Annotated in this window: 25 protein-coding genes; 11 read left to right on the forward strand and 14 right to left on the reverse strand. The window is 67.8% G+C overall.

Features of this window, described 5'->3' with window-relative positions:
* Positions 1 to 45 precede the first annotated feature (45 nt).
* From ASD77_RS18290 to ASD77_RS01990, 3 genes are all read left to right on the forward strand, one after another.
* Positions 46 to 492 (forward strand): hypothetical protein, encoded by a 447-nt coding sequence (locus ASD77_RS18290; protein ID WP_162247574.1) that lies wholly within the window; start codon positions 46 to 48, stop codon positions 490 to 492.
* Positions 493 to 499: 7 nt separating this feature from the next.
* Positions 500 to 1,312, forward strand: a complete 813-nt coding sequence (locus tag ASD77_RS01985; RefSeq protein ID WP_235578448.1) for a DUF2145 domain-containing protein — start codon at positions 500 to 502, stop codon at positions 1,310 to 1,312.
* Between the two features lie 165 nt (positions 1,313 to 1,477).
* The gene (locus ASD77_RS01990) at positions 1,478 to 1,924 is read left to right on the forward strand and encodes a hypothetical protein (RefSeq protein WP_055936591.1); all 447 of its coding nucleotides are present in this window, start codon (positions 1,478 to 1,480) and stop codon (positions 1,922 to 1,924) included.
* Between the two features lie 116 nt (positions 1,925 to 2,040).
* On the opposite strand, the gene ASD77_RS01995 is transcribed toward ASD77_RS01990, so the two are convergent.
* Positions 2,041 to 2,640, reverse strand: coding sequence for a TetR/AcrR family transcriptional regulator (locus ASD77_RS01995; RefSeq protein WP_156383427.1), 600 nt, complete (start codon positions 2,638 to 2,640; stop codon positions 2,041 to 2,043).
* Positions 2,641 to 2,872: 232 nt separating this feature from the next.
* Here ASD77_RS01995 and ASD77_RS02000 point away from each other — a divergent pair, with 232 nt between their 5' ends.
* From ASD77_RS02000 to ASD77_RS02010, 3 genes are all read left to right on the forward strand, one after another.
* Positions 2,873 to 3,745 (forward strand): alpha/beta hydrolase, encoded by an 873-nt coding sequence (locus tag ASD77_RS02000; protein ID WP_235578507.1) that lies wholly within the window; start codon positions 2,873 to 2,875, stop codon positions 3,743 to 3,745.
* Entirely contained in the window at positions 3,742 to 6,219 is a 2,478-nt protein-coding gene (locus tag ASD77_RS02005; protein WP_055936602.1) for an acyl-CoA dehydrogenase, read from the forward strand. The genes ASD77_RS02000 and ASD77_RS02005 overlap by 4 nt, the downstream gene beginning before the upstream one ends.
* Before the next feature lie 63 nt (positions 6,220 to 6,282).
* Positions 6,283 to 6,765: a hotdog fold domain-containing protein gene (locus ASD77_RS02010; RefSeq protein WP_055936607.1), complete on the forward strand. Its 483-nt coding sequence runs from the start codon at positions 6,283 to 6,285 to the stop codon at positions 6,763 to 6,765.
* A gap of 128 nt (positions 6,766 to 6,893) precedes the next feature.
* On the opposite strand, the gene ASD77_RS02015 is transcribed toward ASD77_RS02010, so the two are convergent.
* Together ASD77_RS02015 and ASD77_RS02020 are read right to left on the reverse strand one after the other, a co-directional pair.
* A complete protein-coding gene (locus tag ASD77_RS02015; RefSeq protein WP_055936610.1) occupies positions 6,894 to 7,244 on the reverse strand; it encodes a DUF1304 domain-containing protein in 351 nt (116 codons plus the stop codon).
* A 68-nt stretch (positions 7,245 to 7,312) separates the two neighbouring features.
* Positions 7,313 to 8,680 carry an MFS transporter gene (locus ASD77_RS02020; RefSeq protein WP_055936613.1) on the reverse strand — a complete coding sequence of 456 codons (1,368 nt, stop codon included), beginning with the start codon at positions 8,678 to 8,680 and terminating at the stop codon, positions 7,313 to 7,315.
* Between the two features lie 214 nt (positions 8,681 to 8,894).
* Between ASD77_RS02020 and ASD77_RS02025 the strand changes: the two genes are divergently transcribed.
* Together ASD77_RS02025 and ASD77_RS02030 are read left to right on the forward strand one after the other, a co-directional pair.
* Positions 8,895 to 10,544: a choline dehydrogenase gene (locus ASD77_RS02025; RefSeq protein ID WP_082563073.1), complete on the forward strand. Its 1,650-nt coding sequence runs from the start codon at positions 8,895 to 8,897 to the stop codon at positions 10,542 to 10,544.
* A gap of 378 nt (positions 10,545 to 10,922) precedes the next feature.
* Positions 10,923 to 12,350, forward strand: coding sequence for a serine hydrolase domain-containing protein (locus tag ASD77_RS02030; RefSeq protein WP_055936616.1), 1,428 nt, complete (start codon positions 10,923 to 10,925; stop codon positions 12,348 to 12,350).
* A 33-nt stretch (positions 12,351 to 12,383) separates the two neighbouring features.
* Here the strand turns inward: ASD77_RS02030 and ASD77_RS02035 are convergent, their stop codons facing one another.
* The 8 genes from ASD77_RS02035 to ASD77_RS02065 all read right to left on the reverse strand — a co-directional run bounded on the left by ASD77_RS02035 (position 12,384) and on the right by ASD77_RS02065 (position 18,085).
* A complete protein-coding gene (locus tag ASD77_RS02035) occupies positions 12,384 to 12,920 on the reverse strand; it encodes an SRPBCC family protein (protein WP_055936619.1) in 537 nt (178 codons plus the stop codon).
* A 115-nt stretch (positions 12,921 to 13,035) separates the two neighbouring features.
* Positions 13,036 to 13,482, reverse strand: coding sequence for a hypothetical protein (locus ASD77_RS02040; RefSeq protein WP_055936622.1), 447 nt, complete (start codon positions 13,480 to 13,482; stop codon positions 13,036 to 13,038).
* 388 nt (positions 13,483 to 13,870) lie between these two features.
* Positions 13,871 to 14,272, reverse strand: a complete 402-nt coding sequence (locus tag ASD77_RS17975) for a hypothetical protein (RefSeq protein WP_156383428.1) — start codon at positions 14,270 to 14,272, stop codon at positions 13,871 to 13,873.
* Positions 14,273 to 14,507: 235 nt separating this feature from the next.
* Positions 14,508 to 14,903 carry a glycine cleavage system protein GcvH gene (gene gcvH, locus ASD77_RS02045; protein WP_055936625.1) on the reverse strand — a complete coding sequence of 132 codons (396 nt, stop codon included), beginning with the start codon at positions 14,901 to 14,903 and terminating at the stop codon, positions 14,508 to 14,510.
* Positions 14,904 to 14,988: 85 nt separating this feature from the next.
* Positions 14,989 to 16,110: a glycine cleavage system aminomethyltransferase GcvT gene (gcvT, locus tag ASD77_RS02050; protein WP_055936627.1), complete on the reverse strand. Its 1,122-nt coding sequence runs from the start codon at positions 16,108 to 16,110 to the stop codon at positions 14,989 to 14,991.
* 64 nt (positions 16,111 to 16,174) lie between these two features.
* The gene (locus ASD77_RS02055) at positions 16,175 to 16,690 is read right to left on the reverse strand and encodes a hypothetical protein (protein ID WP_055936630.1); all 516 of its coding nucleotides are present in this window, start codon (positions 16,688 to 16,690) and stop codon (positions 16,175 to 16,177) included.
* Complete coding sequence (locus ASD77_RS02060) at positions 16,691 to 17,122, reverse strand: NfeD family protein (protein ID WP_055936632.1); 432 nt, start codon at positions 17,120 to 17,122, stop codon at positions 16,691 to 16,693.
* A gap of 3 nt (positions 17,123 to 17,125) precedes the next feature.
* Positions 17,126 to 18,085, reverse strand: a complete 960-nt coding sequence (locus ASD77_RS02065) for an SPFH domain-containing protein (RefSeq protein WP_055936637.1) — start codon at positions 18,083 to 18,085, stop codon at positions 17,126 to 17,128.
* 163 nt (positions 18,086 to 18,248) lie between these two features.
* Here ASD77_RS02065 and ASD77_RS02070 point away from each other — a divergent pair, with 163 nt between their 5' ends.
* From ASD77_RS02070 to ASD77_RS02080, 3 genes are read left to right on the forward strand one after another with little or no spacing between them, the layout of a single operon-like run.
* Positions 18,249 to 18,812 carry a sigma-70 family RNA polymerase sigma factor gene (locus tag ASD77_RS02070; protein ID WP_235578449.1) on the forward strand — a complete coding sequence of 188 codons (564 nt, stop codon included), beginning with the start codon at positions 18,249 to 18,251 and terminating at the stop codon, positions 18,810 to 18,812.
* Positions 18,805 to 19,515: a hypothetical protein gene (locus ASD77_RS02075; RefSeq protein ID WP_156383429.1), complete on the forward strand. Its 711-nt coding sequence runs from the start codon at positions 18,805 to 18,807 to the stop codon at positions 19,513 to 19,515. The genes ASD77_RS02070 and ASD77_RS02075 overlap by 8 nt, the downstream gene beginning before the upstream one ends.
* A gap of 28 nt (positions 19,516 to 19,543) precedes the next feature.
* Positions 19,544 to 20,719, forward strand: coding sequence for a PDZ domain-containing protein (locus ASD77_RS02080; protein ID WP_082563076.1), 1,176 nt, complete (start codon positions 19,544 to 19,546; stop codon positions 20,717 to 20,719).
* Between the two features lie 96 nt (positions 20,720 to 20,815).
* Here ASD77_RS02080 and ASD77_RS02085 read toward each other — a convergent pair whose 3' ends face one another.
* From ASD77_RS02085 to ASD77_RS02095, 3 genes are read right to left on the reverse strand one after another with little or no spacing between them, the layout of a single operon-like run.
* Complete coding sequence (locus ASD77_RS02085) at positions 20,816 to 21,775, reverse strand: DUF6607 family protein (RefSeq protein WP_055936644.1); 960 nt, start codon at positions 21,773 to 21,775, stop codon at positions 20,816 to 20,818.
* A gap of 13 nt (positions 21,776 to 21,788) precedes the next feature.
* Complete coding sequence (locus ASD77_RS02090; RefSeq protein ID WP_055936647.1) at positions 21,789 to 22,415, reverse strand: hypothetical protein; 627 nt, start codon at positions 22,413 to 22,415, stop codon at positions 21,789 to 21,791.
* 4 nt (positions 22,416 to 22,419) lie between these two features.
* Positions 22,420 to 24,651 (reverse strand): TonB-dependent hemoglobin/transferrin/lactoferrin family receptor, encoded by a 2,232-nt coding sequence (locus ASD77_RS02095; RefSeq protein WP_055940880.1) that lies wholly within the window; start codon positions 24,649 to 24,651, stop codon positions 22,420 to 22,422.
* Between the last annotated feature and the right edge of the window lie 71 nt (positions 24,652 to 24,722).

The following is a 24,722-nucleotide window of genomic DNA, read 5'->3' on the forward strand; positions in this document are numbered from 1 at the left end:
CACGCCGGCCACGCCCAAGGTGCGGCGAACCCGCAGGAGCCCGTCATGACCCGCCTGATCGCCCGTTCGCTGACCCTTGCCCTGGTGATCGCGCTGTCCGGCGGCATCGCCCTGCCCGCCCACGCCGCAGCGCAATCCGACGGCGCCAGCCGCCTCTCGCAGGCCAGCCTGGAAGCCTCGATCGAAGTACCGGTCGCGGTGATCCACGCGCTGGGGCATGGCGCCTCGGCCGTGGTCACCGGCGTGGCGGTGGTGGCCGGCAGCGTGGCGGTGACAGTCTCCGTGGCGGCAGCGGGAGTGGTGGGTGCGGCCTCGTTCGTGGTGTACCTGAGCGCGGAAGCGATCAAGCGGCTGGGCATCGCGGTGGGCACGGCGGTCAGTGTCGCGGCGGTGGCCACGGGCTGGATCCTCAGCGCCGCCGGTGAGGCGCTGTGCTTCATCGCCAACGACGCCGCCCGCCCGCACATCCACAGCCATCGCTACGGCGGGTGAGCGGATGATGCGTGCGCTCGCGATTCTGTTCGTCTTCGTCCTCGCGCTGCCAGGGACGGCACGCGCGGGCGATGCCTGCCAGTCGTTGGAGATGCCGCCGTACAAGGTGGCGGACGCGGCGCGCACGGCCCTGCTCGCCGCACAGCAGCTGGACGAGGTGGATGCGCCGGTCGCGTTGCTCGCGCGCGTCGGCACCGACCTGTCGAAGCAGGGACTGGTCTACAGCCACGCCGGCTTCGCGGTGCGCGACCACGCGCACGGGCGCTGGACGGTCGTGCACCTGCTCAACGAATGCGGCAGCGACCGCTCCGGCCTGTACGCGCAGGGACTGGTGAACTTCTTCGCCGACGACCTGGTGAACCAGGACCTGCGCATCGTCTGGTTCGCGCCCGAGGTCGCCGACCGGCTCGCGCAGCGCCTGCAGCAGATGCCGCGCCACAGCCTGCACCACCCGCGCTACAACCTGATCGCACGCCCCAGCAGCGACGACTACCAGAACTCCACCACGTGGATCGTGGAAGTGATGGCCGCCGCACTCGCCGATCGCGGCATCTACGACCGCCGCAGTGCCTACGCCTTCGCGCGCGGGGACGGCTTCGTGCCGGACACGGTCCACATCGCCTACTCGAAGCGCGTGCTGGGGGGACTGTTCTCGGCCAACACCGATTTCACCGACCACCCGGTCGGTACGCGCCTCTCGGGCGATTACCCGGTGGTCACCGTGCGCTCGATCTTCCGCTGGCTGGAGCGCAGCGGGTATGTGCGGGAGCAGCGGGAATGGCGGGGTGGGGTGCGGCAAGTAGTGATGGGGCCGGCGTGAGGATCCCGAACGCCCAGAACCCCTGACGTTACCGACGCGGGATGAAGTGATGGGCAGGCTTCGAGGCCGGCGGTTTCTGACGCTAGCAGTTGCGCCGCGCCGCAGCCATCGGAATCCAGTTCTCTACCCCTCATCTACATGATGTTTAGCGCCAAAGGAGGATGAATGATCGTTGCAGCACTGTTCGCGATGTCGGTCGCCGCCGGAGATGACACAGCGTTCGAGTTGGCTGGAGCTCGCATAGGACTCGGCTACACGGAGCTCCGGCAGCAGCATCCGCACATGCAATGCACCGTTTCCTGCGTGGACCCCACCGCCAAGATGCTCGGACATCCAGGCAACCTCTGGGCAGGCATCGGTCACGGAGCAGTCAACCAGCTGGCGTTCCGGTTTGTTCCCGCACTCACGGATCGGGAAGCGACGTTTGTGTCCAGCGCATACCAAGCGCTCTACGGAAAACCCGCGCGACGCAACGCGCCTGACGGCTGCGAAGAGTGGGATCGGGCAGGCGGCGCTATCGTGCTGTGCGTCAGGAACGGTCTTTCGCTCACCTACTGGAAAGACGAAAACTGGGGCGTGACCAAGAGCGTCATCCCAGATGCTGCGGAGTGATTCAATGACGCCGCCACCGCTGCTTCGCGGCGCGTCTCAAGTCGGCTTCGTAGGGTGGGCCTCGGCCCACCTTTGATGACAGGATGACGGGCGGTGGGCCAAGGCCCACCCTACGGTCAGGTCGGGATCAAGGTCGAGATGACGTGTTCGAGGTAGGTCTCGAATTCTTCCGAGGTCATGCGCGGCTGCTGCAGTTGCAGCGACAGCTGCAGGAAACCCACGTAGGCCGCATAGGTCAGGCGCGCGCGGTGGGTGGCATCGGTGCGCTGCAGGCCGGCCTGGCGGAACATGGCGACCAGGTACTCCTGGCGGCGCTGGGAGATGCGGTCGATGACCGGCTGCACGGCCGGATGGTCCAGCGCCTTCAGCAGCTCGCTGTAGATGATGTGCGGCTTCACCTCGTGGCCGACCAGCTGGAACAGCGTGCGCAGGCGCTCGCGCGGATCGGCGACCTTCTCCAGGCTGCCGAAGATGTTCTCCTGCTCACCGGCCTCCCAGCGCTCCAGCGCCGCCTGCAGCAGCGCATCGCGCGAGGGGAAGTGCCAGTAGAAGCTGCCCTTTGTGACACCCAGCCGGCGTGCCAGCGGCTCCACCGCGACCGCGGACACCCCCTGCTCGGCGATCAGGTCGAGCGCCGCCTGGGCCCAGTCGTCCGCACTGAGGCGGGCATTGCGGGCGGGCGCAGCGGCGGGTGTTTCCGGACGGGGTGTGCTCATGTGCCGCATTTAACCATACGCCGGGGTGTGTAGCGGTACGTTTGTTGCGACGCACCACAAATAAAGCCGAATCAATCGGTTGCATGTGAAATTCCCATGGCGAACCGATTGACTGCTCTAAATGCGACAACCCATACTAGGCCGTATGGTGATCCCTGCCTCTCCTGCCCTCACGCCCTCCTCCCACGTCACTGACGCCGGATCGGATCGCGTGCTGAACGGACAGGGCGGCATCGCACTGGCGATCCGCCAGTTCGCCTCACCGGGCCCGCTGCAGTCGCATCCTGCACTCATCTACGCGCATGGCTTCGGCCAGACACGCGGTGCCTGGAACCGCACCGGTGAGTTGATGGCCGCGCACGGTTATGCCGGCCTGGCCTACGACGCACGTGGTCATGGCGAGTCGCACCGCAATGCCGCCGACCTTCACTATACGGGCGACCAGTTCGCCGACGACCTGATCGTGGTGGCCGGCGAACAGCCGGAGCCGCCGGTGCTGGTGGGCGCATCGATGGGCGGACTGTTCGGCCTGATCGCCGAGTCGCGCTGGCCCGGCCTGTTCCGCGCAATGGTGCTGGTCGACATCACCCCACGCTGGGAACACGCCGGCCTGCAGCGCATCCTCGCCTTCATGACCGCGTTCCCGGACGGCTTCGACTCGCTCGACCACGCCGCCGACGCCATCGCCGCGTACCAGCCGCAGCGCCGCTCGCGCAAATCCGCCGACGAACTGCGCGAGCTGCTGCGCGAAGGCGCCGATGGACGCTGGCACTGGCACTGGGATCCGCGCCTGGTCGACGAACTGGCCCGCGACAGCGCGCAGCACCAGGACGCCATCGCCGAGGCGGCGCGCCGGGTGCAGTGCCCGGTGCTGCTGATCAGCGGCGGCCGCAGCGACCTGGTCTCCGAGAAGACCGTGGAAGAGTTCAAGACGCTGGTGCCGCATGCGCGCCACGTGCACCTGCCGCAGGCCACCCACATGGTGGCCGGCGACGACAACGACGCATTTACCGCCGTCGTGCTGGAATACCTGGCAAGCCTGTCGGCCTCGCCCGGTAATGCCGAATCCGATGTAACCGAATCCGTGTCCGGAGCAACCCCATGAGCATCGTCATCCCCTTCCTCGCCTTCCTGCTGGCGGGTGCGTTCGCCGCCTACCACCGGCTCCGGCTCGCCTATTGGGCGGCGATCACCGCCAGCCTGCTGGTCGCGTGCTGGCTGCTGGGCGCCAATCCCGCCGCCACCGTCGTCGCCGCACTGGTCGTAGTGGCGATCGCGCTGCCGCTGCTGATCCCGGCGATCCGCAAGCCGCTGATCACCGCACCGGCGCTGGGCTTCCTGCGCCGCGCGCTGCCGCCGCTGTCGCAGACCGAGCGCATCGCGCTGGAAACCGGCTCGGTCGGCTTCGAGGGCGACCTGTTCACCGGCGACCCGGACTGGAACAAGCTGCTCGCCTATCCGAAGCCGCAGCTCAGCGAGGAGGAGCAGGCCTTCCTCGACGGTCCGGTGGAAGAGCTGTGCCGGATGACCAACGATTGGGAAATCACCCATATCCACGCCGACCTGCCGCCGGAGCTGTGGGACTACATCAAGAAGAACAAGTTCTTCGGCATGATCATCCCCAAGCAGTACGGCGGCCTGGGCTTCTCGGCGCTGGCGCACCACAAGGTGATCCAGAAGATCGCCTCGGTCAGCAGCGTGGTCAGCTCCACCGTCGGCGTGCCCAACTCGCTGGGCCCGGGCGAACTGCTCAACCACTACGGCACGCAGGAACAGAAGGACTATTACCTGCCGCGCCTGGCGATCGGCCAGGAAGTGCCCTGCTTCGGCCTGACCGGTCCATTCGCCGGCTCCGACGCCACCTCGATCCCCGATTACGGCATTGTCTGCAAGGGCGAGTGGAACGGCGCCAACGTGCTGGGCATCCGCCTGACCTTCGACAAGCGCTACATCACGCTGGCACCGGTCGCCACGATCATCGGCCTGGCGTTCCGCATGTACGACCCGGACGGCCTGATCGGCGACACCCGCGACATCGGCATCACCCTGGCGCTGCTGCCGCGCGACACGCCCGGCGTGGACGTCGGCCGCCGCCACTTCCCGCTCAACTCGCCGTTCCAGAACGGCCCGATCCACGGCAAGGACGTGTTCATCCCGCTGAGCCAGCTGATCGGCGGCGTAGAGATGGCCGGCAAGGGCTGGAACATGCTCAACGAGTGCCTGGCCGTGGGCCGTTCGATCACCCTGCCCTCTACCGCCAGCGGCGGCGCCAAGGCCGGCGCGCGCGTCACCGGCGCGTACGCGCGCATCCGCAAGCAGTTCGGCCTGTCGGTCGGCCGCTTCGAGGGCGTGGAAGAGGCGCTGGCGCGCATCGGTGGCAAGGCCTACGCGATCAGCGCGCTGTCGCAGGCGACCGCCGCTGCCGTCGACCGCGGCGACGTGCCGTCGGTGCCGTCGGCCATCGCCAAGTACCACTGCACCAACATGGGCCGCGACGTCGCCAAGGACGTGATGGACATCGTCGGCGGCAAGGGCATCATCCTGGGCCCGCGCAACTTCGCCGGCCGCGCATGGCAGGCCTCGCCGATCGCCATCACGGTGGAAGGCGCGAACATCATGACGCGCAGCCTGCTGATCTTCGGCCAGGGCTCGATCCTGTGCCACCCGTACATCATCAAGGAAATGCGCGCGGCGCAGGATCCGGATACCAAGGCAGGCATCCAGCAGCTGGACGCGGTGCTGTATCCGCACATCGGCGGCGCGATCTCCAACGCCGTGCGCTCGTTCTGGTTCGGCATCACCGGCTCGAAGATCGGTGCGGCGCCGGGCGACGCGTACACGAAGAAGTTCTTCCGCAAGCTCGACCGCTACGCCGCCAACCTGGCGCTGCTGACCGACATCTCGCTGGGCGCGCTGGGCGGCAAGCTGAAGTTCAAGGAATCGCTGTCCGGCCGCCTGGGCGACGTGCTGAGCCACCTATACATGATGAGCGCGGTGCTGAAGCGTCACCACGACGACGGCACGCCGGAAGCCGACAAGCCGCTGCTGGCCTGGGCCTTCCACAACAGCGCGTACGAGATCGAACTGGCGCTGTCGCAGGCGCTGCGCAACTTCCCGATCAAGCCGCTGGGCTGGCTGCTGTGGCCGGTGGTGTTTCCGTTCGGCCGCCGCGCCGTGGCCCCGGGCGACCGCCTGAGCCACCGCGTCGCCATGCTGCTGATGGCGCCGAACGAGGCGCGCGACCGCCTGGGCCAGGGCGTGTTCCTGACCCCGTGCGAGAACAACCCCGGCGGCCGCATCGACAGCTACCTGGCCGCGGCCGTCGCCGCCGAGCCGGTGGAGCGCAAGTTCCTGAAGGCGCTGAAGACCAAGGACATCGAAGCCCTGGACTACAGCGCGCAGCTGGACGAAGGCGTGCGCGAAGGCTGGATCACCGTCGAAGAACGCAAGCTGCTGGAAGAGCTGCGCGCGATCACGCTGGACACGATCACCGTGGACGACTTCGACACCCACGAACTGCGCGCGGCCAGTTTCTACGACCTGCCGCAGCACAAGCGTCAGCCGCGCGAAGCGGCCTGACGCAGACCCCAGCAACGATCACGACGGCGGGCATGTCCCGCCGTCGTCACGACAGGAGTTCCGATGAGCGCCGATGTCCTGAAGATCTACCGCAGCCTGAGCCGCAAGCCGTTCGGCCACTGGCTGTTCTCACGCCTGATCTGCTTCAAGGCGCCGTACTTCGGCAGCATCGGCCCGCGCATGACGCGGCTGGAACCGGGACGTGGCGAGGCGACGATCCGCCACCGGCGTTCAGTCACCAACCACCTGGGCACGGTGCACGCGATCGCGCTGTGCAACCTGGCCGAGTTCGTCGGCGGGCTGACCACCGACGTCAGCATCCCGCGCTCGATGCGCTGGATTCCCAAGGGCATGACGGTGGAATACCTGAAGAAGGCCGTCGGCACGATGCAGGCCGTCGCCACGCCGGCGTTCGAGCCCCGCGAATCGGAGGAAGGCTACGACCTGCCGATGGACGTGGTGGTCAGCGACGCGCAGGGCGAGCTGGTGTTCCGCGCCCGCATCGGCATGTGGGTGTCGCCGAAGCCCGCGCGCGACACGCACTGAGTTCTGCGAGGCAGGCGTGGGAGCGACGTAAGTCGCGATCGCACGACATCGGCCTGCATTGAGGCTGGCCATGCGCCTTGACGGCCCCATCGCGACTTACGTCGCTCCCACGTCGGTCCTGAAGGCGCTCAGCGAAACCACACCGCCACCAGCGCCGCGATCGCCGGCAGGCCCTGCACGAAGAAGATGCGCTTGTTGACGCTCCACGCGCCGTACAGCGCGGCCACGACCACGCACAGCAGGAAAAAGATCACGACGTTCCCCTGCGCGGTGACCAGGCCCCACAGCAGGCCGGCAGCGAGGAAGCCGTTGTAGAGACCCTGGTTGGCCGCCAGCACGCGCGTGGTCTCTGCCTTCTCGGGCGTGTTGCGGAAGGTCTTCAGGCCCAGCGGCGTGGTCCACAGGAACATCTCCAGGACCAGGAAGTACGCGTGCAGCACTGCCACCAGCACCACCAGTACCGTCGCGATCGTTCCCATTCCCGCTTCCCCTGCCGTCGTATCGCGGCAGCATAGCGGCTGCGTGACCCTGCGTCTGCCAGCCCGCGTCAGGCCTTGGCGGCGGCCGGCGGCGTAGCGGCGACGGCCCGCTCGGACGGCAGCTTCGATTCCTCGCGCAGCAATCGCCACGCACTGAAGGTCATGGCGCTGGCGACCAGCAGGCCGGCACCGAACACCACGTTCGACCCGAAGGCGGACAGCAGCTTGTGCAGCCAGACGAAGCTGAGGTCGCCGCCGCGGTAGATCACGGTGTCGATGGCGGCGCCGGCCTTGTAGCGCCATTCGCGGCCCACGCGCGTGTAGATGGTCTCGCGCGCCGGCTTGGCCAGCGAGAACTCGCTGGCGCGGGTGACCACCTGCACGATGGCGACCATCATCGGCAGCGGCGACGCGGAAAGGATCGAGAACCCGAGGATGATCGCGCCGCCCGGGATCAGCAGCGCCGGCGCGATGCCGAAGCGGGACAGCAGCGTGCGGGTGAGCAGCAGTTGCACCACCAGCGTCAGCGAGTTGACCGCCAGGTCCAGCGTGGCGAAATAGTCGGCGCGGGCCTCGGCCGAGGTGAACATGGTGCGCGCGATGGCATTCTGTTCGTTGTAGAGCAGCGTGCCCACGCCGACCCCCATCACCACCATGACGGCGAGCCAGCGCAGCAGCGGCTCGCGCACGATCAGCTTCAGTCCCGCCAGCACCTCGCCCCCCATCGGGATCTCGCCACTGGCCTGGCGCCGCTCGGCCTCGCGTGCCACGGCCCAGGTCCGCAGCCTGAAGATGCACAGCACGCAGACCGAGAACAGGAACGCCGACACCAGCATCATGTTGGGGATGCCCACGCGCACGACCAGCGCCTTGGTCAGCGCCGGGCCGAGGAACGCGCCCATCGTGCCGGCCGCGCCGATGTAGCCGTAGTACTTGCGCGCTTCGACATTGGTGAACACATCGGCCATGAAGCTCCAGAACACGGCCACCGCGAACAGGTTGAACACCGTGATCCACAGGATGAAGGCCAGTCCGCGGCCGGCGATGCCGCTGTCGAACATGGCGTAGAACACCAGCAGCGTGGCGATGAAGAAGCCGTAGATCACCGGCAGGAAGACCCGGCGCGGGAAGCGGCTCACCAGCCAGCCGTACACCGGCTGCAGCACCAGCATGATCAGGAACACGGCGCTGAAGATGAACTGCAGCGTGAACTCGCCCAGCGCGATGCCGCGGCCGGCGAAGAACGCGATCAGCGCAGGAGGAAACACCGCTTCGATGTCGCTGGACGCCGCCATCGCCTCGCGTACCGGCCGCAGCACGTAGTAGCCGCTGAGCAGGCAGAAGAAGTAGACGAAGGCCCACAGCAGCGGCGGCGACTCCGAGACCGCCGCGCGGAATCGGCCGAACCGGGAGATCGCTGGGGGAGACGGGTCCATGGGGCGCGGCCTGCGATCGCATCATCGGGACGCGGGCACCGCCCGCCTGTGGCGCGCAAGGTATCCGATGCACTGCAACATCGCCAGCGTTTCATGCTCGCCCGGCGACCGGAAACGCATGCAGGCCCTCTCTCCCGCCCGCCGCTGCAATGGCCCGAGCATTTGCTCTATCCCCCGCCGCTAGGTTCGGCCGGACTTCGCTACAGGGCAGCATGTGTACGACTACATCATCGTGGGCGCCGGCTCCGCCGGCTGCGTCCTGGCCCACCGCCTGAGCGAAGACCCCGCGTGCCGCGTGCTGCTGCTCGAAGCCGGCCCGCGCGACTGGCATCCCTTCATCCACATGCCCGCCGGGCTGGCCAAGCTGGTCGGCCAGAAAGGCGTGAACTGGAACTACGACACCGCGCCCGAGCCGCACCTCGACAACCGCCGCCTCTGGTGGCCGCGCGGCAAGGTGCTGGGCGGTTCCAGTTCGATCAACGCGATGTGCTACATCCGCGGCGTGCCGCAGGACTACGACGACTGGGCCCATGCCGGTGCCGACGGCTGGGACTGGGCCAGCGCGCTGCCGTACTTCCGCCGCTCCGAACGCAACGCGCGTGGCGCCGATGCGCTGCATGGCGGCGACGGTCCCCTGCATGTCGCCGACCTGCGCTACACCAATCCGCTGTCGGCCGCCTTCATCGAGGCCGGCGTGCAGGCTGGGTTCGCCCGCAACGACGACTTCAACGGCGCCGAGCAGGCCGGCTTCGGCCTCTATCAGGTCACCCAGAAGGACGGCGCCCGCTGTTCGTCGGCGGTCGCCTACCTCGACCCCGCGCGCGATCGCCAGAACCTGGACATCGTCACCGGCGCACTGGCTCGCCGCATCCTGCTGGAGAAGGGACGTGCGGTCGGCGTGGCCTACGCCCGCGGCGGCCACGAGGTCGTCGCACGCTGCGACAACGAGGTGCTGCTGAGTGGCGGCGCGATCAATTCGCCGCAACTGCTGATGCTGTCCGGCATCGGCCCGGCGGCGCATCTGGAGGACACCGGCATCACCGTACGCCATGCGTTGCCGGGCGTCGGCCGCAACCTGCAGGACCACCTCGACATCTGCACCCTGCAGCACAGCACCCAGCGCATCACCTACGACCGCACCAGCGAACTCCGGACCGCGTTCGACTACTTCCTGCGCGGCCACCGTGGCCCGGGCAGCAGCAACATCGCCGAAGCCGGGGCCTTCGTCCGCTCCCCGCTGGCGCCGGACGAGCGCCCCGACATCCAGATGCATTTCGTGCCGGCCATGCTGGACGACCACGGCCGCAACCGGCTGGCCGGCGACGGCTACACCGCGCATGCGTGCTTCCTGCGCCCGCACAGTCGTGGCCGCATCCTGCTGGCCAGCGCCGATCCGCGTACCGACGCGCGCATCGAGGCGAACTACCTGAGCGATCCGGAAGGATTCGACCTGAAGATGATGGTGGAGTGCGCCAAGCTGTCGCGCGAACTGTTCGCCCAGCCGGCCTTCGATGCGTACCGTGGCGCACCGATCCATCCCGCGCGCAACGACCTCTCGGATGCCGAGCTGGTCGCCTTCATCCGCGCCAAGGCGGAGACCGTGTACCACCCCGTCGGCACCTGCCGCATCGGCGACGACGAGGACGAGGACGCGGTGGTCGATCCGCAGTTGCGCGTGCGCGGTATCGAGGGACTGCGCGTGATCGATGCATCGGTGATGCCTTCGCTGATCGGCGGCAACACCAACGCCCCCACCATCATGATCGCCGAGCGGGCATCGGACCTGATCCGCGGCATCCCGCCACTGGCCGGCGGCCAGCTTCAGGTGACGCCCAAGGCCCCCGCGCTCGTCTGCTCGGACTGATCCGCGCGACGCGTCGCTCGATCGCCTGCCTTCTCGAGGGCGAAGGCGATTCTCCTGCGTATTCAGCTGACGCGGAGAATCCAGCTGAATACGCGCCCACCATGTCGAATAGCGTCACTGCGCGCACGTCCGCGCCTGAATGACGCAGGGATCGGCGCGGAAGTTGCATGTCCTCCTGCACGCATGCCTGCATGAACGCATGCGTCGCGCTCATCGAGCGTCGATCCGTGGGCAAGCCCCGCAAACTGGGACGCCCGCCACATCTGCCATCAGCAGCAGGATGAACAACATGGACATTGAACTTCTCGTTGTTTGTGCAATCGAAAAAAGCGGCGTTATGATCCTTGACAGCCCCCGCTCACGCAGGCGTCACGCACGATGAAACACAAGACAAGCCGGCGATCGCTGGACATCTTCCGGATCGGTCTGGTCGGGCTGATGCTTCCGTTGACGCTGTCGTCCACGGCGCAGACGCCGCTGCGCTGGACGTCCTCCCCGTCAGGCTCCGAGGCGACCGCGACTTCGGGCAGTGGAGCGGCCAGTATGGCGCCGCGCGTCTCGCCGACGCAGCCGCAGCCGTACCGCACCTCGCTTCCGGGACAGAACATCCAGCCGCTCGCGGCCGGTTTCGACGTGCGCGCGTTCGAGACCATGGCCGAGCACCTGACCGTCGGCCAGCGCGTGCCCGGCCTGGCCATGGCCATCGTCCACAACGGCAGGGTGCTCAGCGCGCGCGGCTACGGCGTCACCGACGTCGTCAATCCGCAGCCCGTCGATTCGCACACCGTGTTCCGGCTGGCCTCGCTGTCGAAGGCGTTCGCCAGCACGCTGGCCGGCCTGATGGTGCAGGACGGCTCGCTGCGCTGGGACAGCAAGGTCAACCAGTTCGTGCCCGGCTTCCAGCTGCGCGACCCCAATGCGACCTCGCACGTGACCGTCGCCGATGTGCTGAGCCACAGTGTCGGCCTGCAGGCGCACAACGCCTTCGACCGCGACATCGAGGCGAACGCCGAGTACTACGACGTCGCCCGCAAGCTCGCCTACGCGCCGCTGAAGTGCGCGCCCGGCGATTGCTACGCGTACCAGAACGTGGCCTTCAGCCTGATCGGCGACGTGGTGTTCGCCGCGTCCGGCACGTTCTACGATCAGGCGGTGGATCGCCGCATCTTCAAGCCGCTGGGCATGAACGACGCGAGCATGGGCCTGGCAGGCATCGAGGGCAGCACGCGCTGGGCACGTCCGCACGTGCGCAGCCGCAACGGCTGGGTGTCGCTGACGCCCAAACCGACCTACTACCGCCTGCCGCCTGCCGCCGGCGTCAACGCCAGCGCCAGCGACCTGGCGCAATGGCTGATCGCCCAGACCGGCCATCGCCCCGACGTGCTGCCCGCGCCGCTGCTGGCCACCCTGCATTCGCCGGTGGTGAACACGCCGGGCGAGATGCGCGGCGGCTGGCGTCGCGAACGCATCCACTCGGCCAGCTACGCGCTGGGCTGGCGCGTGTTCGACTACGCGGGCCAACAGGTGGTGTTCCATGCCGGCGCGGTGCAGGGTTATCGCGGCCTGGTCGCGCTGGTGCCCGGCCAGGACTTCGGCGTGGCGCTGGTCTGGAACAGCGACAGCTCGCTGCCGTCCGGACTGCTGCCGACGATCCTCGATCGCGCGATGGGCCTGCCGGGCCAGCCATGGGTCGAGACGCCCGCCGATTACGACCTGCTGCTGGCCGAGTCGCCGGATGGCACGCCCGCCACCGACAGGAAGGACAGCGGCACGTCCTCGCAGCGCGCTACCGCATCGCCGCGCTGACGACGTCGCGGCGGCGCACGGCCGCCGCCTTCGTCAGGAACGCGGGTCTGCTTCCAGCATGGCCTTGAGTCTGGCCAGACCCTTCTCGTAGTCCGCGCCGATCATGCGGTCGAACACCAGGCCCAGCCAGCGCTTGAACGGGTTTAACCCGTGCGCGCTGTCGAACGCCCACGTCACCCGCGTGCCCTGGCCTTCCGGCGCCAGCAGGTAGCTCGCCTGCGCCTGGCTGCCGTCGAAGTCCAGCGCCACCACGATCCGACGGTGCGGCTCGCTGGCGGTGATTTCCTGGCTGCCACTGCCGACTGCACGATTGCCCACCCAGCGCATGCGCGCGCCCGCGCCACGAGCAGGTCCCTCGAAGGTGTATTTCGCCTGGGGATCGTACTCGGCCCATGGCGACCATGCCGCGAAGCGCTCGAACGAATCGAGCGTGGCGAAGACCTGGGACGGACTGCGGTCGATGACCACGCTGCGCTCGATATGGGTCGTCGACGGCAGCAGCAGGCCGCCCGCCACGAAGACCAGTCCCAGCACGACGATGGCCGCCAGCACCCACCTGATGAACTTCATGCGCCGCCTCCTCGGCATCCGGGGAACGGCAGCCTAGCCGTTCGCCCATAAAAAAACTCTCCCCCCGCTGGGCACAGGGAGAGAGTCCATGGTGTTACGGATAACCGGGGTGGGCTTAGATCAGCGGAGCCGGGGTGGCCGGCAGCGCGACGGGGGCCGCTTTCTTCTTGGACTTCTTGGCAGGCTTCTTGGCGGCCTTCTTCGCGGCCTTCTTGGCCGGCTTCTTGGCTACTTTCTTGGCAGCCTTCTTCGCGGTCTTCTTGGCGGCCTTCTTGGCAACCTTCTTGGCCGGCTTCTTGGCTACTTTCTTGGCAGCCTTCTTGGTGGCCTTCTTCGCGGTCTTCTTGGCAGCCTTCTTCGCCGGCTTCTTGGCTACTTTCTTCGCAGCCTTCTTGGCGACCTTCTTCACTGCCTTCTTGGCCTTGGCGACCTTCTTGGCGACCTTCTTGGCAGCCTTCTTGACTGCCTTCTTCACGGTCTTCTTCGCAGCCGCCTTCTTGGTGGCCTTCTTGGCGGCCTTCTTGGCGGCCGGTTTCTTCTTCGCAGCTTTCTTCATTGCCATGTGATGGCTCCTCGTCAGTGAACTATGGATTTTTACGTCTGGCTACAGCACATCTGCCCGGAGGCAGGCCCAGCTGCAAGAAACGCCGCGGGAGTCGGACCCGTCGGCAGCCGTCGTCGCGACACGCGCGGCGATGCGGATTCCCCAGGGTGCCGGGCGTGCGAAACCCGGCTCCCTACAAATACGAAAACACCCGTGTCGCCAGGCGACACGGGTGCGAAGAAAAGGGGGTGGTGCGTTTTTCCGGGGGAAGCGAGTCCTGCGTCCACCGCGTTCCGGGTGCGGACGATGGGCTGTGTTGTCTCTCGCGCCTTCGTGTTGATTCGACTCACTCGCTTCCGCAGCAAGCGCTGCTTGGGGCGAAACCTAATCACGGTTTTTCAAGGTGTCAACACCTTCGAGCAACTTTTTTTCCTTGGCCGTCATGCCGGGGCGGCATCGGAAAGCGGCGACAACGGCAGCGGCGCACGACGATCGACCGCGCCGGATTTGCCGGACGGACATCGGCTTGAAAAAAAACATCGGTAAAACGCGCTTTTTTTTCTTCGCGGCATTGCGCGGACAGCACCGCCGCCACGACGGTGCGCGCACCGGCACCCTGCCGACGCGTGCGCCAACGGCTTGAACGCAGGCTAAAAAAAACTTTCCGGAAGGCCTTCCGATTTCGCGTCGCACAAGCCCGATTGCGCGGAAATGCGCAAAGATTTTTCCGTCCGTCGACGACGTTGTCGACGCGTCGACGGCCTCGCGCGACGATGCGAAGCGTCTTCGCGCGGCGCGGGCGATGCACTCCCTACCACCTTCGTTCCGGTCGGCACCACCCGCCGCATGCTCGCCGTTCGTCGGTCGCCAACGCCGCGTGCGCCGGCATGCACATCGCGTTCCGCCTCGATGGCATCGCCGGGCGCCTCGCCTTCTTCGCCCCGCTCGCCGTCATCCCCACGGCGCAAAAAAAACGGGGAACCGGGACCGGGGAGGAACTCCGCCGTCACCGATTCCCCGCGAGGGGCTGCCCGTGGGCGACCTCAGTGGTCTTCGTCTTCGAGCAGCTCGGCGTAGTCGTCGGGCGACAGCAGTTCGTTGAGCTGGTCCAGCTCTTCGGCTTCGATCACGAAGATCCAACCTTCGCCGTAGGCATCCTCGTTGATGGTTTCCGGCTTGTCGGACAGCGCCGCATTGACCTCGACGACCTTGCCGGTGACCGGGCTGTACACGTCCGACGCCGCCTTGACGGACTCCACCACGGCGCTGGCGTTGCCGGCTTCGATGCGGTCGCCGACGTTGGGCAGCTCGACGTAGACCAGGTCGCCGAGCAGACCCTGTGCGTGATCGGAAATGCCGACGGTGACGCGGCCGCCCGCTTCCAGGCGGGCCCACTCGTGGGACTTGAGGAACTTCAGATCGCCAGGAATCTCGCTCATAGGGGTGCTCCGGATCGCAGCGTGGCTCGGGAAGGGGAAGATAGTTTAGCGGAGGAATGCGCGGGGGAAAGTGACCGCACGCCGTTCACTCCAGCACGCCGGGCTGCGCCTGGCCCTCGCGCACGAACGGGAACTTCACCACGCGCACCGGCACCTCCTTGCCGCGGATGTCCACGCGCACGTCGCCGCCGGCGCCCAGCGGGATGTCGCCGGCCGGCACGCGCGCGAACGCGATGGCCTTGCCGAGCGTCGGCGAGAAGGTGCCGGACAGGATCTCGCCGTCGCCGTGGGCGGTGAGCACTTTCTGGCCGTGCCGGAGCACGCCCTTCTCGTCCATGACCAGGCCGATCATCTGCCGCGATGCGCCGGACGCCTTCTGCGCTTCCAGCGGGGCGCGACCGGTGAACGCGCGCCCCTCGTCCAGCGAGACCGTCCAGGCGAGCGCCGCTTCGTACGGCGACACCGTGTCGTCCATGTCCTGGCCATAGAGGTTCATGCCGGCTTCCAGGCGCAGCGTGTCGCGCGCGCCCAGGCCGGCCGGCTTGACGCCTGCCTCGATCAGCGCGTTCCAGAACGCCACGGCCTGCGCCTGCGGCAGCACGATCTCGTAGCCGTCCTCGCCGGTATAACCGGTGCGGGCGACGAACAACGGCACACCGTCGGTGCTGGTGGCGTCGGCCGCGGCGAAGCGGGTCAGCTTGCCGACCTTTGCGCGGTCTTCCTCGCGCAGCAGACCATGCACGCGCTCGCGCGCGGTCGGTCCCTGCACGGCGACCATGGAGAAGTCGGGACGCTCGCTGACCTGCACGTCGAAGGAGGCCGCCTGCGCGCCGATCCACGCCAGGTCCTTCTCGCGGGTCGCGGCATTCACCACCAGGCGGAAGAAGTCCTCGGCCAGGAAGTAGATGATCAGGTCATCGATCACCCCGCCCTGCTCGTTGAGCATGGCGGTGTACAGCGCCTTGCCCGGTTTCTGCAGCTTGTCCACCGAATTGGCGACCAGCTGGCGCAGGAACTCCCGCGTGCGCGGGCCGCGCAGGTCGACCACGGTCATGTGACTGACGTCGAACATGCCGGCGTCGCGGCGCACCTGGTGGTGTTCTTCGATCTGCGAGCCGTAGTGGATCGGCATGTCCCAGCCGCCGAAGTCGACCATCTTGGCGCCGAGCGCGCGATGGGTGTCGTTGAGGATGGTCTTCTGGGTCATGGCGGCTTCCGGAACGGACAAAGAGGCGCATTATCCCAGAACGCACCAGCGCGGTGCGCCGCTACTACAAACCGTCGTACGCCTCGTTGAGGCAGTCCACGGCGCGCGCGTCCAACCGATCGAAACGGCCCTCGGGCAGTTTCAATCGTCCTGCCCAGGCGACGTCCTTCAACCATTCCGTCGCGGTGTCGCGCTGGCGCACGATGGCGGCCACGCGCGCGTCGTCGCGCCCGTTCACACGACAGGTGCCGAACTGCAGGTAATAGCCGGGCCGTGCGACCGGATACGGCAGCGCATCGGTGATGCGCCACTGCGCGCGGGCGCCATCGCGGCCGGCGAACTGGCCGGCGACCACGAAGCGGGGAACGGGTTCGCCACCGGCATTGCCGGCGGGCGAAGCCAGCACGCCGACCGAGTAGTCGCAGACACGCGCCGGCTCGGGGGAGTCGGAGACGCAACTGCCACCCAGTTCATCGAGCCCGGCGGGATACGGCGGCACCACCCGGCCAACGAGGTCCGTCGCGGCCAGCGACAACGGTGCCAGCACCGACATCGACCACGCCAGCCCCGTTCCGCCCACTTACGCCTCCTGCACCTTCAGGGTCATGCCGTTCGCTGCGACCACCCGCACCTGCGTCCCCACTGGCAGGTCGGGACCTTCCACCATCCAGAACGCGTCGTCGATCTTCACCCGGCCGCGGCCGCCCGCGATCGGCTGGTCGAGCAAGGCGACCGTACCGACCAGCTGTTCGGCGCGGCGGTTGAGCAAGGGCTTGTCGCTCTGGCGCCCCGCGCCGCGGAACCACGTGCGGTAGATCTGGATGGAGACGAAGCTGAGCACCACGAAGGCCGCGACCTGCGCCAGCAACGGAATCCCCGGCACCACCAGCACGCCAAGGAACACCACCACTGCGGCGAAGCCCATCCACAACATGAAGGCGCCCGGCGCCATCGTTTCGGCGGCGAACAGCAGCAGCGCCACCGCCGCCCAACCCGCGACGTCCCAGCGCATGGCTCAGCCCCCCACGCGCGGCGGCGGCACGCGCGGCGGCGCGGCCTGCTGCTTGCCCAGCGCTTCCTTGGCCAGTTCGGCGATGCCGGCGATGGAGCCGATGATGCCGCTGCTCTCCATCGGCATCAGCACGAACTTCTGGTTCGGCGCGGTAGCCAGCTCCTTGAAGGCTTCCACGTACTTCTGTGCGATGAAGTAGTTGATCGCCTGCACGTCGCCCTTGGCGATGGCGTTGCTGACCATCTCGGTGGCCTTCGCTTCCGCTTCTGCCAGACGCTCGCGCGCTTCCGCATCGCGGAACGCGGCCTCCTTGCGGCCCTCGGCTTCCAGTACCGCCGCCTGCTTCTCGCCTTCGGCACGCAGGATCTCCGACTGGCGCGAACCCTCGGCTTCCAGGATCTGCGCGCGCTTCTCGCGCTCGGCCTTCATCTGCCGGGCCATCGAGTCGATCAGGTCGCGCGGCGGCTGGATGTCGCGGATCTCGATGCGGTTGACCTTGATGCCCCACGGGTTGGTGGCCTGGTCGACCACGCTGAGCAGCTGCGCGTTGATGGTCTCGCGCTGGCTCAGCGATTCGTCCAGGTCCATCGAACCGATCACCGTACGGATGTTGGTCTGCACGAGGGCGATGGTGGCGACTTCAAGGTTGGACACCTCATACGCCGCCTTGGCCGCGTCCAGCACCTGGAAGAACACCACGCCGTCCACCTTGACCACGGCGTTGTCCTTGGTGATCACGTCCTGGCTGGGCACGTCCAGCACTTGTTCCATGACGTTCACCTTGCGGCCCACGCCATAGATGATGGGCACCAGGAAGTGCAGCCCGGGATCCAGCGTATGGGTGTACTTGCCGAAGCGTTCGACGGTCCATTCGTAACCCTGCGGCACCATCCGCACCGTCTTGAACAGGATGATGACGCCGGCCACCAGCAGTACGATGGCGACGAAACTGGTCTCGAACATCGATGTTCCCCTCGTGATTCCCGATGCGGGCCAGTATAGACCGCGGCGCAGGACGGATCGGGACGCCCGGCCGCCGATCGGTGAGCGATGAACTTTCGGGATGCTGCGACGGTATTGCCTTCTGCCGCATCCCTACCTTCGAACACCCGAAGAACCTCCCCGCTTGAGCCGATCGCAATTCGCCATCGACGTCCCCGACCGCCTGGTCGCCCGTGCGCGCACCGGCTGCCGGGAGGCGTTCGAACAGATCTACCGACGGTTCGAGCGGCCGGTGTTCACCCTGGCGCTGCGCATCTGCGGCGACCGCGAGCAGGCCGGCGACGTACTGCAGGACACCATGCTGAAACTGTTCCACCACCTGCCCGATTTCCGCGCCGACTGTCCGTTCTGGGGCTGGCTGCGCCAGATCGCGGTCAACGAGGCGCTGCTGCATCTGCGCCGACAGAAGCGGCTGGTCGCCGAGATCGCAGTGGACGAAGACGACCTGCCCGAGGATCGCGGCCTGCCGCCCTGGGCCGCGGCCGATGCCGCCCTGCTGCAGCGTGCGCTCGATGCATTGCCGGCCGCCACCCGCAGCGTGCTGTGGCTCTACCACGCCGAGGGCTACACCCACGACGAGATCGCCTCGCTGATGCAACGCACGCCCAGCTTCTCCAAGTCGCAACTCGCCCGCGGCACCCGCCGCCTGCGGGCGCTGCTGAACATCGAGGAACCCGTCCATGCCTGATTCCCGTAGCCGCGATCCGATGCCGCGCGACTGGCGCGAGGCATTCGGCGCCCTGCCGCTGGAGGCGCCACCCGAGGGCGGGTGGCAGCGCATCGCCGCCGCCTTGCCGCCCGCACGGACCTCCGTTCGTCGCGCCCGCTGGCGGCGGCCCGCGCTGGCGCTGGTGGCGACGGGCTTCTTCGCTGCCGTCATCCCGCTGATGCACTGGCGGAACGTGCAGACCACCCCGCCGCCATTGCAGCGCCCCGCCGTCGTGGCGGCGACCACGACGCCTGCGCCGGCTGACGAGCGGCTGCCGACGGCAGCCGATGCCATGCCGACGGCTTCGGTCGCCACCGCGAACGTCGTGCCGTCGAGGGTCGCGCGTGCACCGGCCACATCCCGACCCCGCGTGCAGGCCGGGCACGATGCCGCACCGGCGCGGCTCGATGCGCTCTACACCGAATCCGCGCGACTGGAAGCCGTGCTCGCGCATCTGCCCGACAGCGGCACCGGCAACGTCGCCGCGCTCGCGGTCAGTGCCGACCTGCAGGACCAGGTCGCCCACATCGACCTGGCGCTCTCGCAACCGGCGTTGCCGGACGTCACCCGCACCGCGCTGTGGGAACAGCGCGTGGACACCCTGCGCCAGCTCACTGGCGTGGAAGCCACTCAGCACTGGCAAGTCGCGCTGAACGACAGCGCCGACGCCGCCATCTATTGATCCGGAACATGCAACGAGGAGATCCCTGATGCTCAAGCCCCTTACCGCCCCTCTGATGGCCCTTGCGCTGATGGCGCCCTTGCCGGTGCTGGCGCAGCAGGACGAAGCCGTCACGAAGAAGGAACTCGAAGACGCCCGCGCCGACCTGGAGCGCGCGGCCAAGCGGTTGGCCGACCTGTCGCGTGGCTCCGGCGACCTCCGCATGCCGATCAATATCGCCACGCGCATCGTGAGTCGCCCGCGGCTGGGCGTGCTGCTGTCCGGCGACGACGCGGCCGGCGTACGCATCACCGGCGTGACGCCGGAAAGCGGCGCCGCCAAGGCCGGGTTGAAGGCGGGCGACCGCCTGCTGCGCGTGGCCGGCGAGCCGGTCCGCGGCGACACCGCCGACGCACGCGTCGCCCATGCCCGCGAACTGCTGACCGACCTCAAGGTCGACACGGCGGTGCAGGTCACCTACCAGCGCGATGGCAAGACGCACGATGCCAGCGTCACCCCGACGCCGGTATCGCCGCGCATCGCCTTCGGCAGCGCCGGTCCGCGCAGTGTCTTCTTCCGCGGCAGCGACGGCGGCATGCCGCAGATCGAGGGCATGCCCGTGCCGCTGGACCAGATCGCGAGCGTCATTTCGCCCGACGTGCAGCGGGAGCTGCGCCAGCTCGGCAGGCTGGGCGACTGTAAGGAAGAGGAATGCCGTCTGCCTGCGCTGGCCGAGGCGTTCCGCTGGAGCAACCTCAACCTGGCCACGGTGGATGCCTCGCTGGGACGCTACTTCGGCACCGACGCGGGCGTTCTGGTGCTGACCGTCGGCGAGGAACTGGAGGGTTTGCAGGCCGGCGACGTGATCCGCAAGGTGGACGGTACGCCGGTGACGACACCGCGCGACGTCACCCGGGCGCTGCGCGGCAAGCCGGAGGACGCGAAGATTGCCGTCGAGTACCTGCGCGATCGGCAGACGCGGACGAGCACGGTGTCGGTACCCAAGGCATCGGCCTTCCGTTTCCCTGCGACCTCGCGGATCACCGTCAAGCCGCGTGTCGCCGTCGGCGCGGGCGAGACGCCGACCATCGTCGAAAAGCGCCGCGTGATGATCGTTACCCCGGACGGCAACGTGCAGACCTTCGACGACGACAGCGATGCACGACCCATCGCACCGCCCGCACCGCCTGCGCGACCGGCCGGCAAAGGCGGCGCGCTGCTCTGACACCTATTACTAGAGAAGAGAACCGCGTGAATCCCCTGCCCCCGCCTCGCGGGGGTCTTTTTTGGAAGGCGGCACTTCCCTGTGCCGGAGAGAACATCAGCGGGAAGCCGCCGCGACGACTGCCGGTTCGACCGGCGCCGGTTCCACCCAGTCGGCGAACACCTTGGCGATGGCGGCATCCGCGACCGGTTTGCCTTCCTGCACCTCGCCGGCCTGGGTGAACAGCGGAACGATCATCGCCATGCCGTCGACCCTGGTTTTCAGGCGCACGCCCGGCGCCTTCGACAGGAAGCCATTCCAGTGCGCACGCACCTTGGCCCAGTAGCCGGCTGTGGCACGCCAGTAGTCGCGTGCGGGGGTGAAGTCGACCTCGGTGGTCCTGAGGTAATCGTTGAAGCCGAACTCGCGCGCCAGTTCAACCTCCGTGCCGTCGGGCTTGCGCAGCACCTTGGTGTTGAACTGCTCGTGGGTCCAGCCGTTCGGCGTCAGCGTGTGGCGGTTGATCACCGACAGTGCGTTGTAGTCGCTGCGCTTGCTGTACTCGCGGCGTGGCAGCGGCCGCCAGCTCAGGTCGCTGGTCCAGGTGGCCACGCCGTTGGCGTAGTTCCAGCGCCCGGTGCCGCAGTAGCGCGGCGCATCGCTGACTTCGTAGACGCATTGCGTCCACGCACCGCGCGTGGCGTCGGCAGGAAGGGGGCGCACGTGCCAGGTCTGGTCGGCGGTGAACTCGAAACGCGTCGGCGCCTCGTAGAACCAGTCCTGCCGCCAGTGCTTGGTCACGTGGCCGCTCTTCGCGTCCACCAGGATGTGCTGCAGGACGATGCGGTGGGGCGTGTCCTCGACGAGGATCACCGTCTCGTCGCCGCCGCTGCGCATCGCCGACTGGCGCTCGTAACCGGGCTGCAGCAGCACCGTTTCGTCGAAGGCGAAATCGACGGTGTAGTCGCCCTGCATCGCCAGGATCGACTGGCGGTCGCGGGCGGGATCCGCCGCCAGGGCGGACGTCGACAGGGGCAGGATGAGGATGGACAGCGCAAGGGCGACCGGTGTTTTCATGGCGGCGTTCTCTTTACTTGAGTCTGATCAGCGGCACGACGTTGTCGGCCGTCGCGTGGGTGTGTTCAAAGGGGATGGCAGTGAACGCAGCGGCGTACTCGCAGCCGCTGTCGTGCATGCCGGTTTCCAGGTCGGCGCCTTCCGCATGCGCGATGCGTCGCGCGGTGGCGACGCCCAGCGGCGACATCAGCGACAGGCTGGCGGCGAGCACGGGCATTGCCGCCGGCCGCGGTACCGCATGCAGTTGCAGGGCGCACGCGCGCCACTGGCCGCCGACCAGGAGGCCGGCAAGCCGTTGCCACAGGCGATCGGCAAGACCGGCGGCCTCATCGCCTCCGCCGGTCGGCAACGACGCCACCAGGCGGTCCCATGCCACGAAGTCGCTGTCCGGCAACAGGCACAGCCGCCAGCAACAACGGCCCTGCGCGTCGAAGAACAGGAGTCGCTCGTCCAGTCCATCGCTGTCGACGCCGGTGTGGACTTCCACCCGCACCGCCTGCTGCCACCCAGCCAGCTCACTGCCCTGCTGCGCTCGGTACAGGCACAGCACCGGACCCAGGGCCGCCAGCTGGGCGGCGGCCGGAAAGCCCTCTTCTGGTACGCCGGTGAGGGTGCCGGGCAGCGCGCGCAGCGTCGCCATGGCGCTACCAGCTCACCGACAGGCTGGCCGACAGCGCGCGGCCGGGCGAGGTGTAGCGGTCCAGCGTGGTGCTGGCGGCGGCGACCAGCGCGATGTCGCCGGCATCGATGTACGTCTTGTCGGCCAGGTTCAGCACGCCGACGTTCACCGTGGCGCCGGGCGCGAAGGTCCAGTGTGCGTAGAGGTCGAGCACGCCGTAGCCCGGCTGCCGGTAGTACGTGTCGGCGGACACGCGGTCCTTGCGGTCCACGAACCTTCCCGCCAGTTCCGCGCCCCACGCCTCGGCATCGTAGGCCAGGCCCAAGGTCGCGGTGAGCGGATCCACGCTGTCCAGCGGCACGTGGTCCACGCGGTTCCTGCCGCGCGACCATGCCGCCGCGCCACGCAGGGACCATCCTGCGAGCGACGGCGCCCATGCGCCAAGGTCGGCACCGGCCTTCAACTCGACGCCTTGGATCTGCGCTTCGGCGACGTTCTGCGACTGGTACACCATCAGGCCGTCGTCGTTGACGCCGATGAAGCGCATCGACTCGATGAAGCCGTCGTAGCGGTTGTAGTAGCCGGACAGGCTGGCATGCACGGCATCGCCGGCGTAGCGCACGCCGAACTCCAGCCCGTCGCTGGTTTCCGGCTTGAGGTCGGGATTGGCGATGGCGGTGTAACCGAACTGCACGTTGGTGAAACCGATGTTGACGTCGTTGTACGGCGGCGAGCGGAAGCCGCGCGCGTAGCCGCCGAACAGCGACCAGTCCGCGCCGAACTTCCACACCATGCCCAGCTTCGGCGAGACGCTGGTTTCGCGGATGTCGGCCAGCACCACGCCCGGGTTGTCGCCGGCGAAGATCGCATCCTGTTCGGGATCCAGCCGGTAGTGGTCCACACGCAAGCCGGGCACCAGGCGGAATCCACCTTCGGCGAAGCTGATTTCGTCCTGCACGTACAGCGCAGCCGTGGTGGTCGTGCTGACCGGGAAATCGCGCACCGGGAACACATCCGGCAACATCACCGGCGTGCCGACGCCGGTCAGCGGGAACGTGCGCAGGCCATCGCGCTTCTGCCGCGTTTCGGCACGCGACAGGTCGATGCCGTAGGCCAGTTCGTGCCGCACGTCGTCTCCGAACCCTCTATGGAAATTGGCCTGTAGGCCGTACGTCCGCTGATCGAAATCGAACTCGCGCTCGCGGACGTCGCGCAGCGTGGGCGCGGGCAGCGTGCGTTCCTCGCGCGTGTACTGGGTGGTCTCGCTGTCTTGGCGGTAGACCTGCCAGTCCAGGCTGTCCGCGAAGACGGATTCCACCCCGTTCCATTCGTGCGAGAACGCCACCCGCGCACGCGTCTGGTGGTCGCGTGCGGTCACCGAGTTGTGGGTGGCGCCCGTCAGCGGCTGCAGGCCGCGCTGTGTCAGCAGGTCGGTATCGGTCGCGTCCTCGTTGCCCTCGACCGTTAGGGTGAACTGCTGGTGGGGGTCCGGCGCGAACACCAGCTTGCCCAACAGGCTGCGACCATCGCGTTCTTGCGGGTTGGGCTGCGTGCGGGCACTGCCGGTACCGCCGACGCTGCCCTGGTTTCCGGTTTCCTCGCCCTGGCGGTGGCTGACGTTGACCAGGCCGCTCCAGCGTTCGCCGCCGAAGGCCGCCGTCGCGCCGCCGAGCAGGCCGTCCCAGCGACTGTCGTAGCCCAGGCGCAAGCCGAAGTAGGCGTTTTTGCCTTCTTCCAGATAGTCGGAAGGATCCTTGGTGATGAAGGACACCACGCCACCCAGCGCATCCGATCCGTACAGCGAACTGGACGGACCGCGGACGATCTCGACGCGCTTGAGCGTGTCCAGGTCGATGAAATTCCGGTTCGCGTTCGAGAAGCTGCCGATCGAGAACGCATCCGACACGGCAATGCCGTCGGTCTGGATCCGCACGCGGTTCGCCTCCAGCCCGCGGATGCGGAAGCCGCCCAGGCCGAAGCGGCCGAAGCTCGACGTCACCGTGACGCCGGGTTCGTAACGGACCAGGTCCTTGATGTCGCGGACCAGCCGGTCGTTCAGTTGCTGGCGATCGATGACGCTGACGGTGTTGGGCACGTCCACCATGGCGCGCTCGGTGCGGGTGGCGGTGACCTGGATGCGGTCGAATTCCTTCGCATCGGCAGGCGACGAGGCGGAGGTGTCGGCGGGTGTTTCGGCATGGGCATGACCGGCAAGGGCCAGCCACACGGCCGCAGTGAGCAGCGTGGGACGCATCATGGCGTACAGCATTCCTGTGGGGTATGGAAAACCCGGAAGGCTGGCGGCCGGAGAATCCTTGGCTGGCGCCC

The sequence above is a fragment of the Pseudoxanthomonas sp. Root65 genome (assembly GCF_001427635.1).
In the GTDB taxonomy this organism is placed as follows: domain Bacteria; phylum Pseudomonadota; class Gammaproteobacteria; order Xanthomonadales; family Xanthomonadaceae; genus Pseudoxanthomonas_A.

Bases quoted from the DNA above. Each gene is read 5' to 3' on its own strand.
- ASD77_RS02090 (WP_055936647.1), bottom strand. From the start codon at position 22,415: ATGGCGACGCTGCGCGCGCTGCCCGGCACCCTCACCGGCGTACCAGAA.
- gcvH (WP_055936625.1), bottom strand. From the start codon at position 14,903: ATGAGCGAGATTCCTGGCGATCTGAAGTTCCTCAAGTCCCACGAGTGG.
- ASD77_RS02095 (WP_055940880.1), bottom strand. From the start codon at position 24,651: ATGATGCGTCCCACGCTGCTCACTGCGGCCGTGTGGCTGGCCCTTGCC.
- ASD77_RS02010 (WP_055936607.1), top strand. From the start codon at position 6,283: ATGAGCGCCGATGTCCTGAAGATCTACCGCAGCCTGAGCCGCAAGCCG.
- ASD77_RS18290 (WP_162247574.1), top strand. From the start codon at position 46: ATGACCCGCCTGATCGCCCGTTCGCTGACCCTTGCCCTGGTGATCGCG.
- ASD77_RS02015 (WP_055936610.1), bottom strand. From the start codon at position 7,244: ATGGGAACGATCGCGACGGTACTGGTGGTGCTGGTGGCAGTGCTGCAC.
- ASD77_RS02085 (WP_055936644.1), bottom strand. From the start codon at position 21,775: ATGAAAACACCGGTCGCCCTTGCGCTGTCCATCCTCATCCTGCCCCTG.
- ASD77_RS01990 (WP_055936591.1), top strand. From the start codon at position 1,478: ATGATCGTTGCAGCACTGTTCGCGATGTCGGTCGCCGCCGGAGATGAC.
- ASD77_RS02035 (WP_055936619.1), bottom strand. From the start codon at position 12,920: ATGAAGTTCATCAGGTGGGTGCTGGCGGCCATCGTCGTGCTGGGACTG.
- ASD77_RS02065 (WP_055936637.1), bottom strand. From the start codon at position 18,085: ATGTTCGAGACCAGTTTCGTCGCCATCGTACTGCTGGTGGCCGGCGTC.
- gcvT (WP_055936627.1), bottom strand. From the start codon at position 16,110: ATGACCCAGAAGACCATCCTCAACGACACCCATCGCGCGCTCGGCGCC.
- ASD77_RS02040 (WP_055936622.1), bottom strand. From the start codon at position 13,482: ATGGCAATGAAGAAAGCTGCGAAGAAGAAACCGGCCGCCAAGAAGGCC.
- ASD77_RS02005 (WP_055936602.1), top strand. From the start codon at position 3,742: ATGAGCATCGTCATCCCCTTCCTCGCCTTCCTGCTGGCGGGTGCGTTC.
- ASD77_RS02080 (WP_082563076.1), top strand. From the start codon at position 19,544: ATGCTCAAGCCCCTTACCGCCCCTCTGATGGCCCTTGCGCTGATGGCG.
- ASD77_RS02060 (WP_055936632.1), bottom strand. From the start codon at position 17,122: ATGCGCTGGGACGTCGCGGGTTGGGCGGCGGTGGCGCTGCTGCTGTTC.
- ASD77_RS01995 (WP_156383427.1), bottom strand. From the start codon at position 2,640: ATGAGCACACCCCGTCCGGAAACACCCGCCGCTGCGCCCGCCCGCAAT.
- ASD77_RS01985 (WP_235578448.1), top strand. From the start codon at position 500: ATGCGTGCGCTCGCGATTCTGTTCGTCTTCGTCCTCGCGCTGCCAGGG.
- ASD77_RS02030 (WP_055936616.1), top strand. From the start codon at position 10,923: ATGAAACACAAGACAAGCCGGCGATCGCTGGACATCTTCCGGATCGGT.
- ASD77_RS02075 (WP_156383429.1), top strand. From the start codon at position 18,805: ATGCCTGATTCCCGTAGCCGCGATCCGATGCCGCGCGACTGGCGCGAG.
- ASD77_RS02020 (WP_055936613.1), bottom strand. From the start codon at position 8,680: ATGGACCCGTCTCCCCCAGCGATCTCCCGGTTCGGCCGATTCCGCGCG.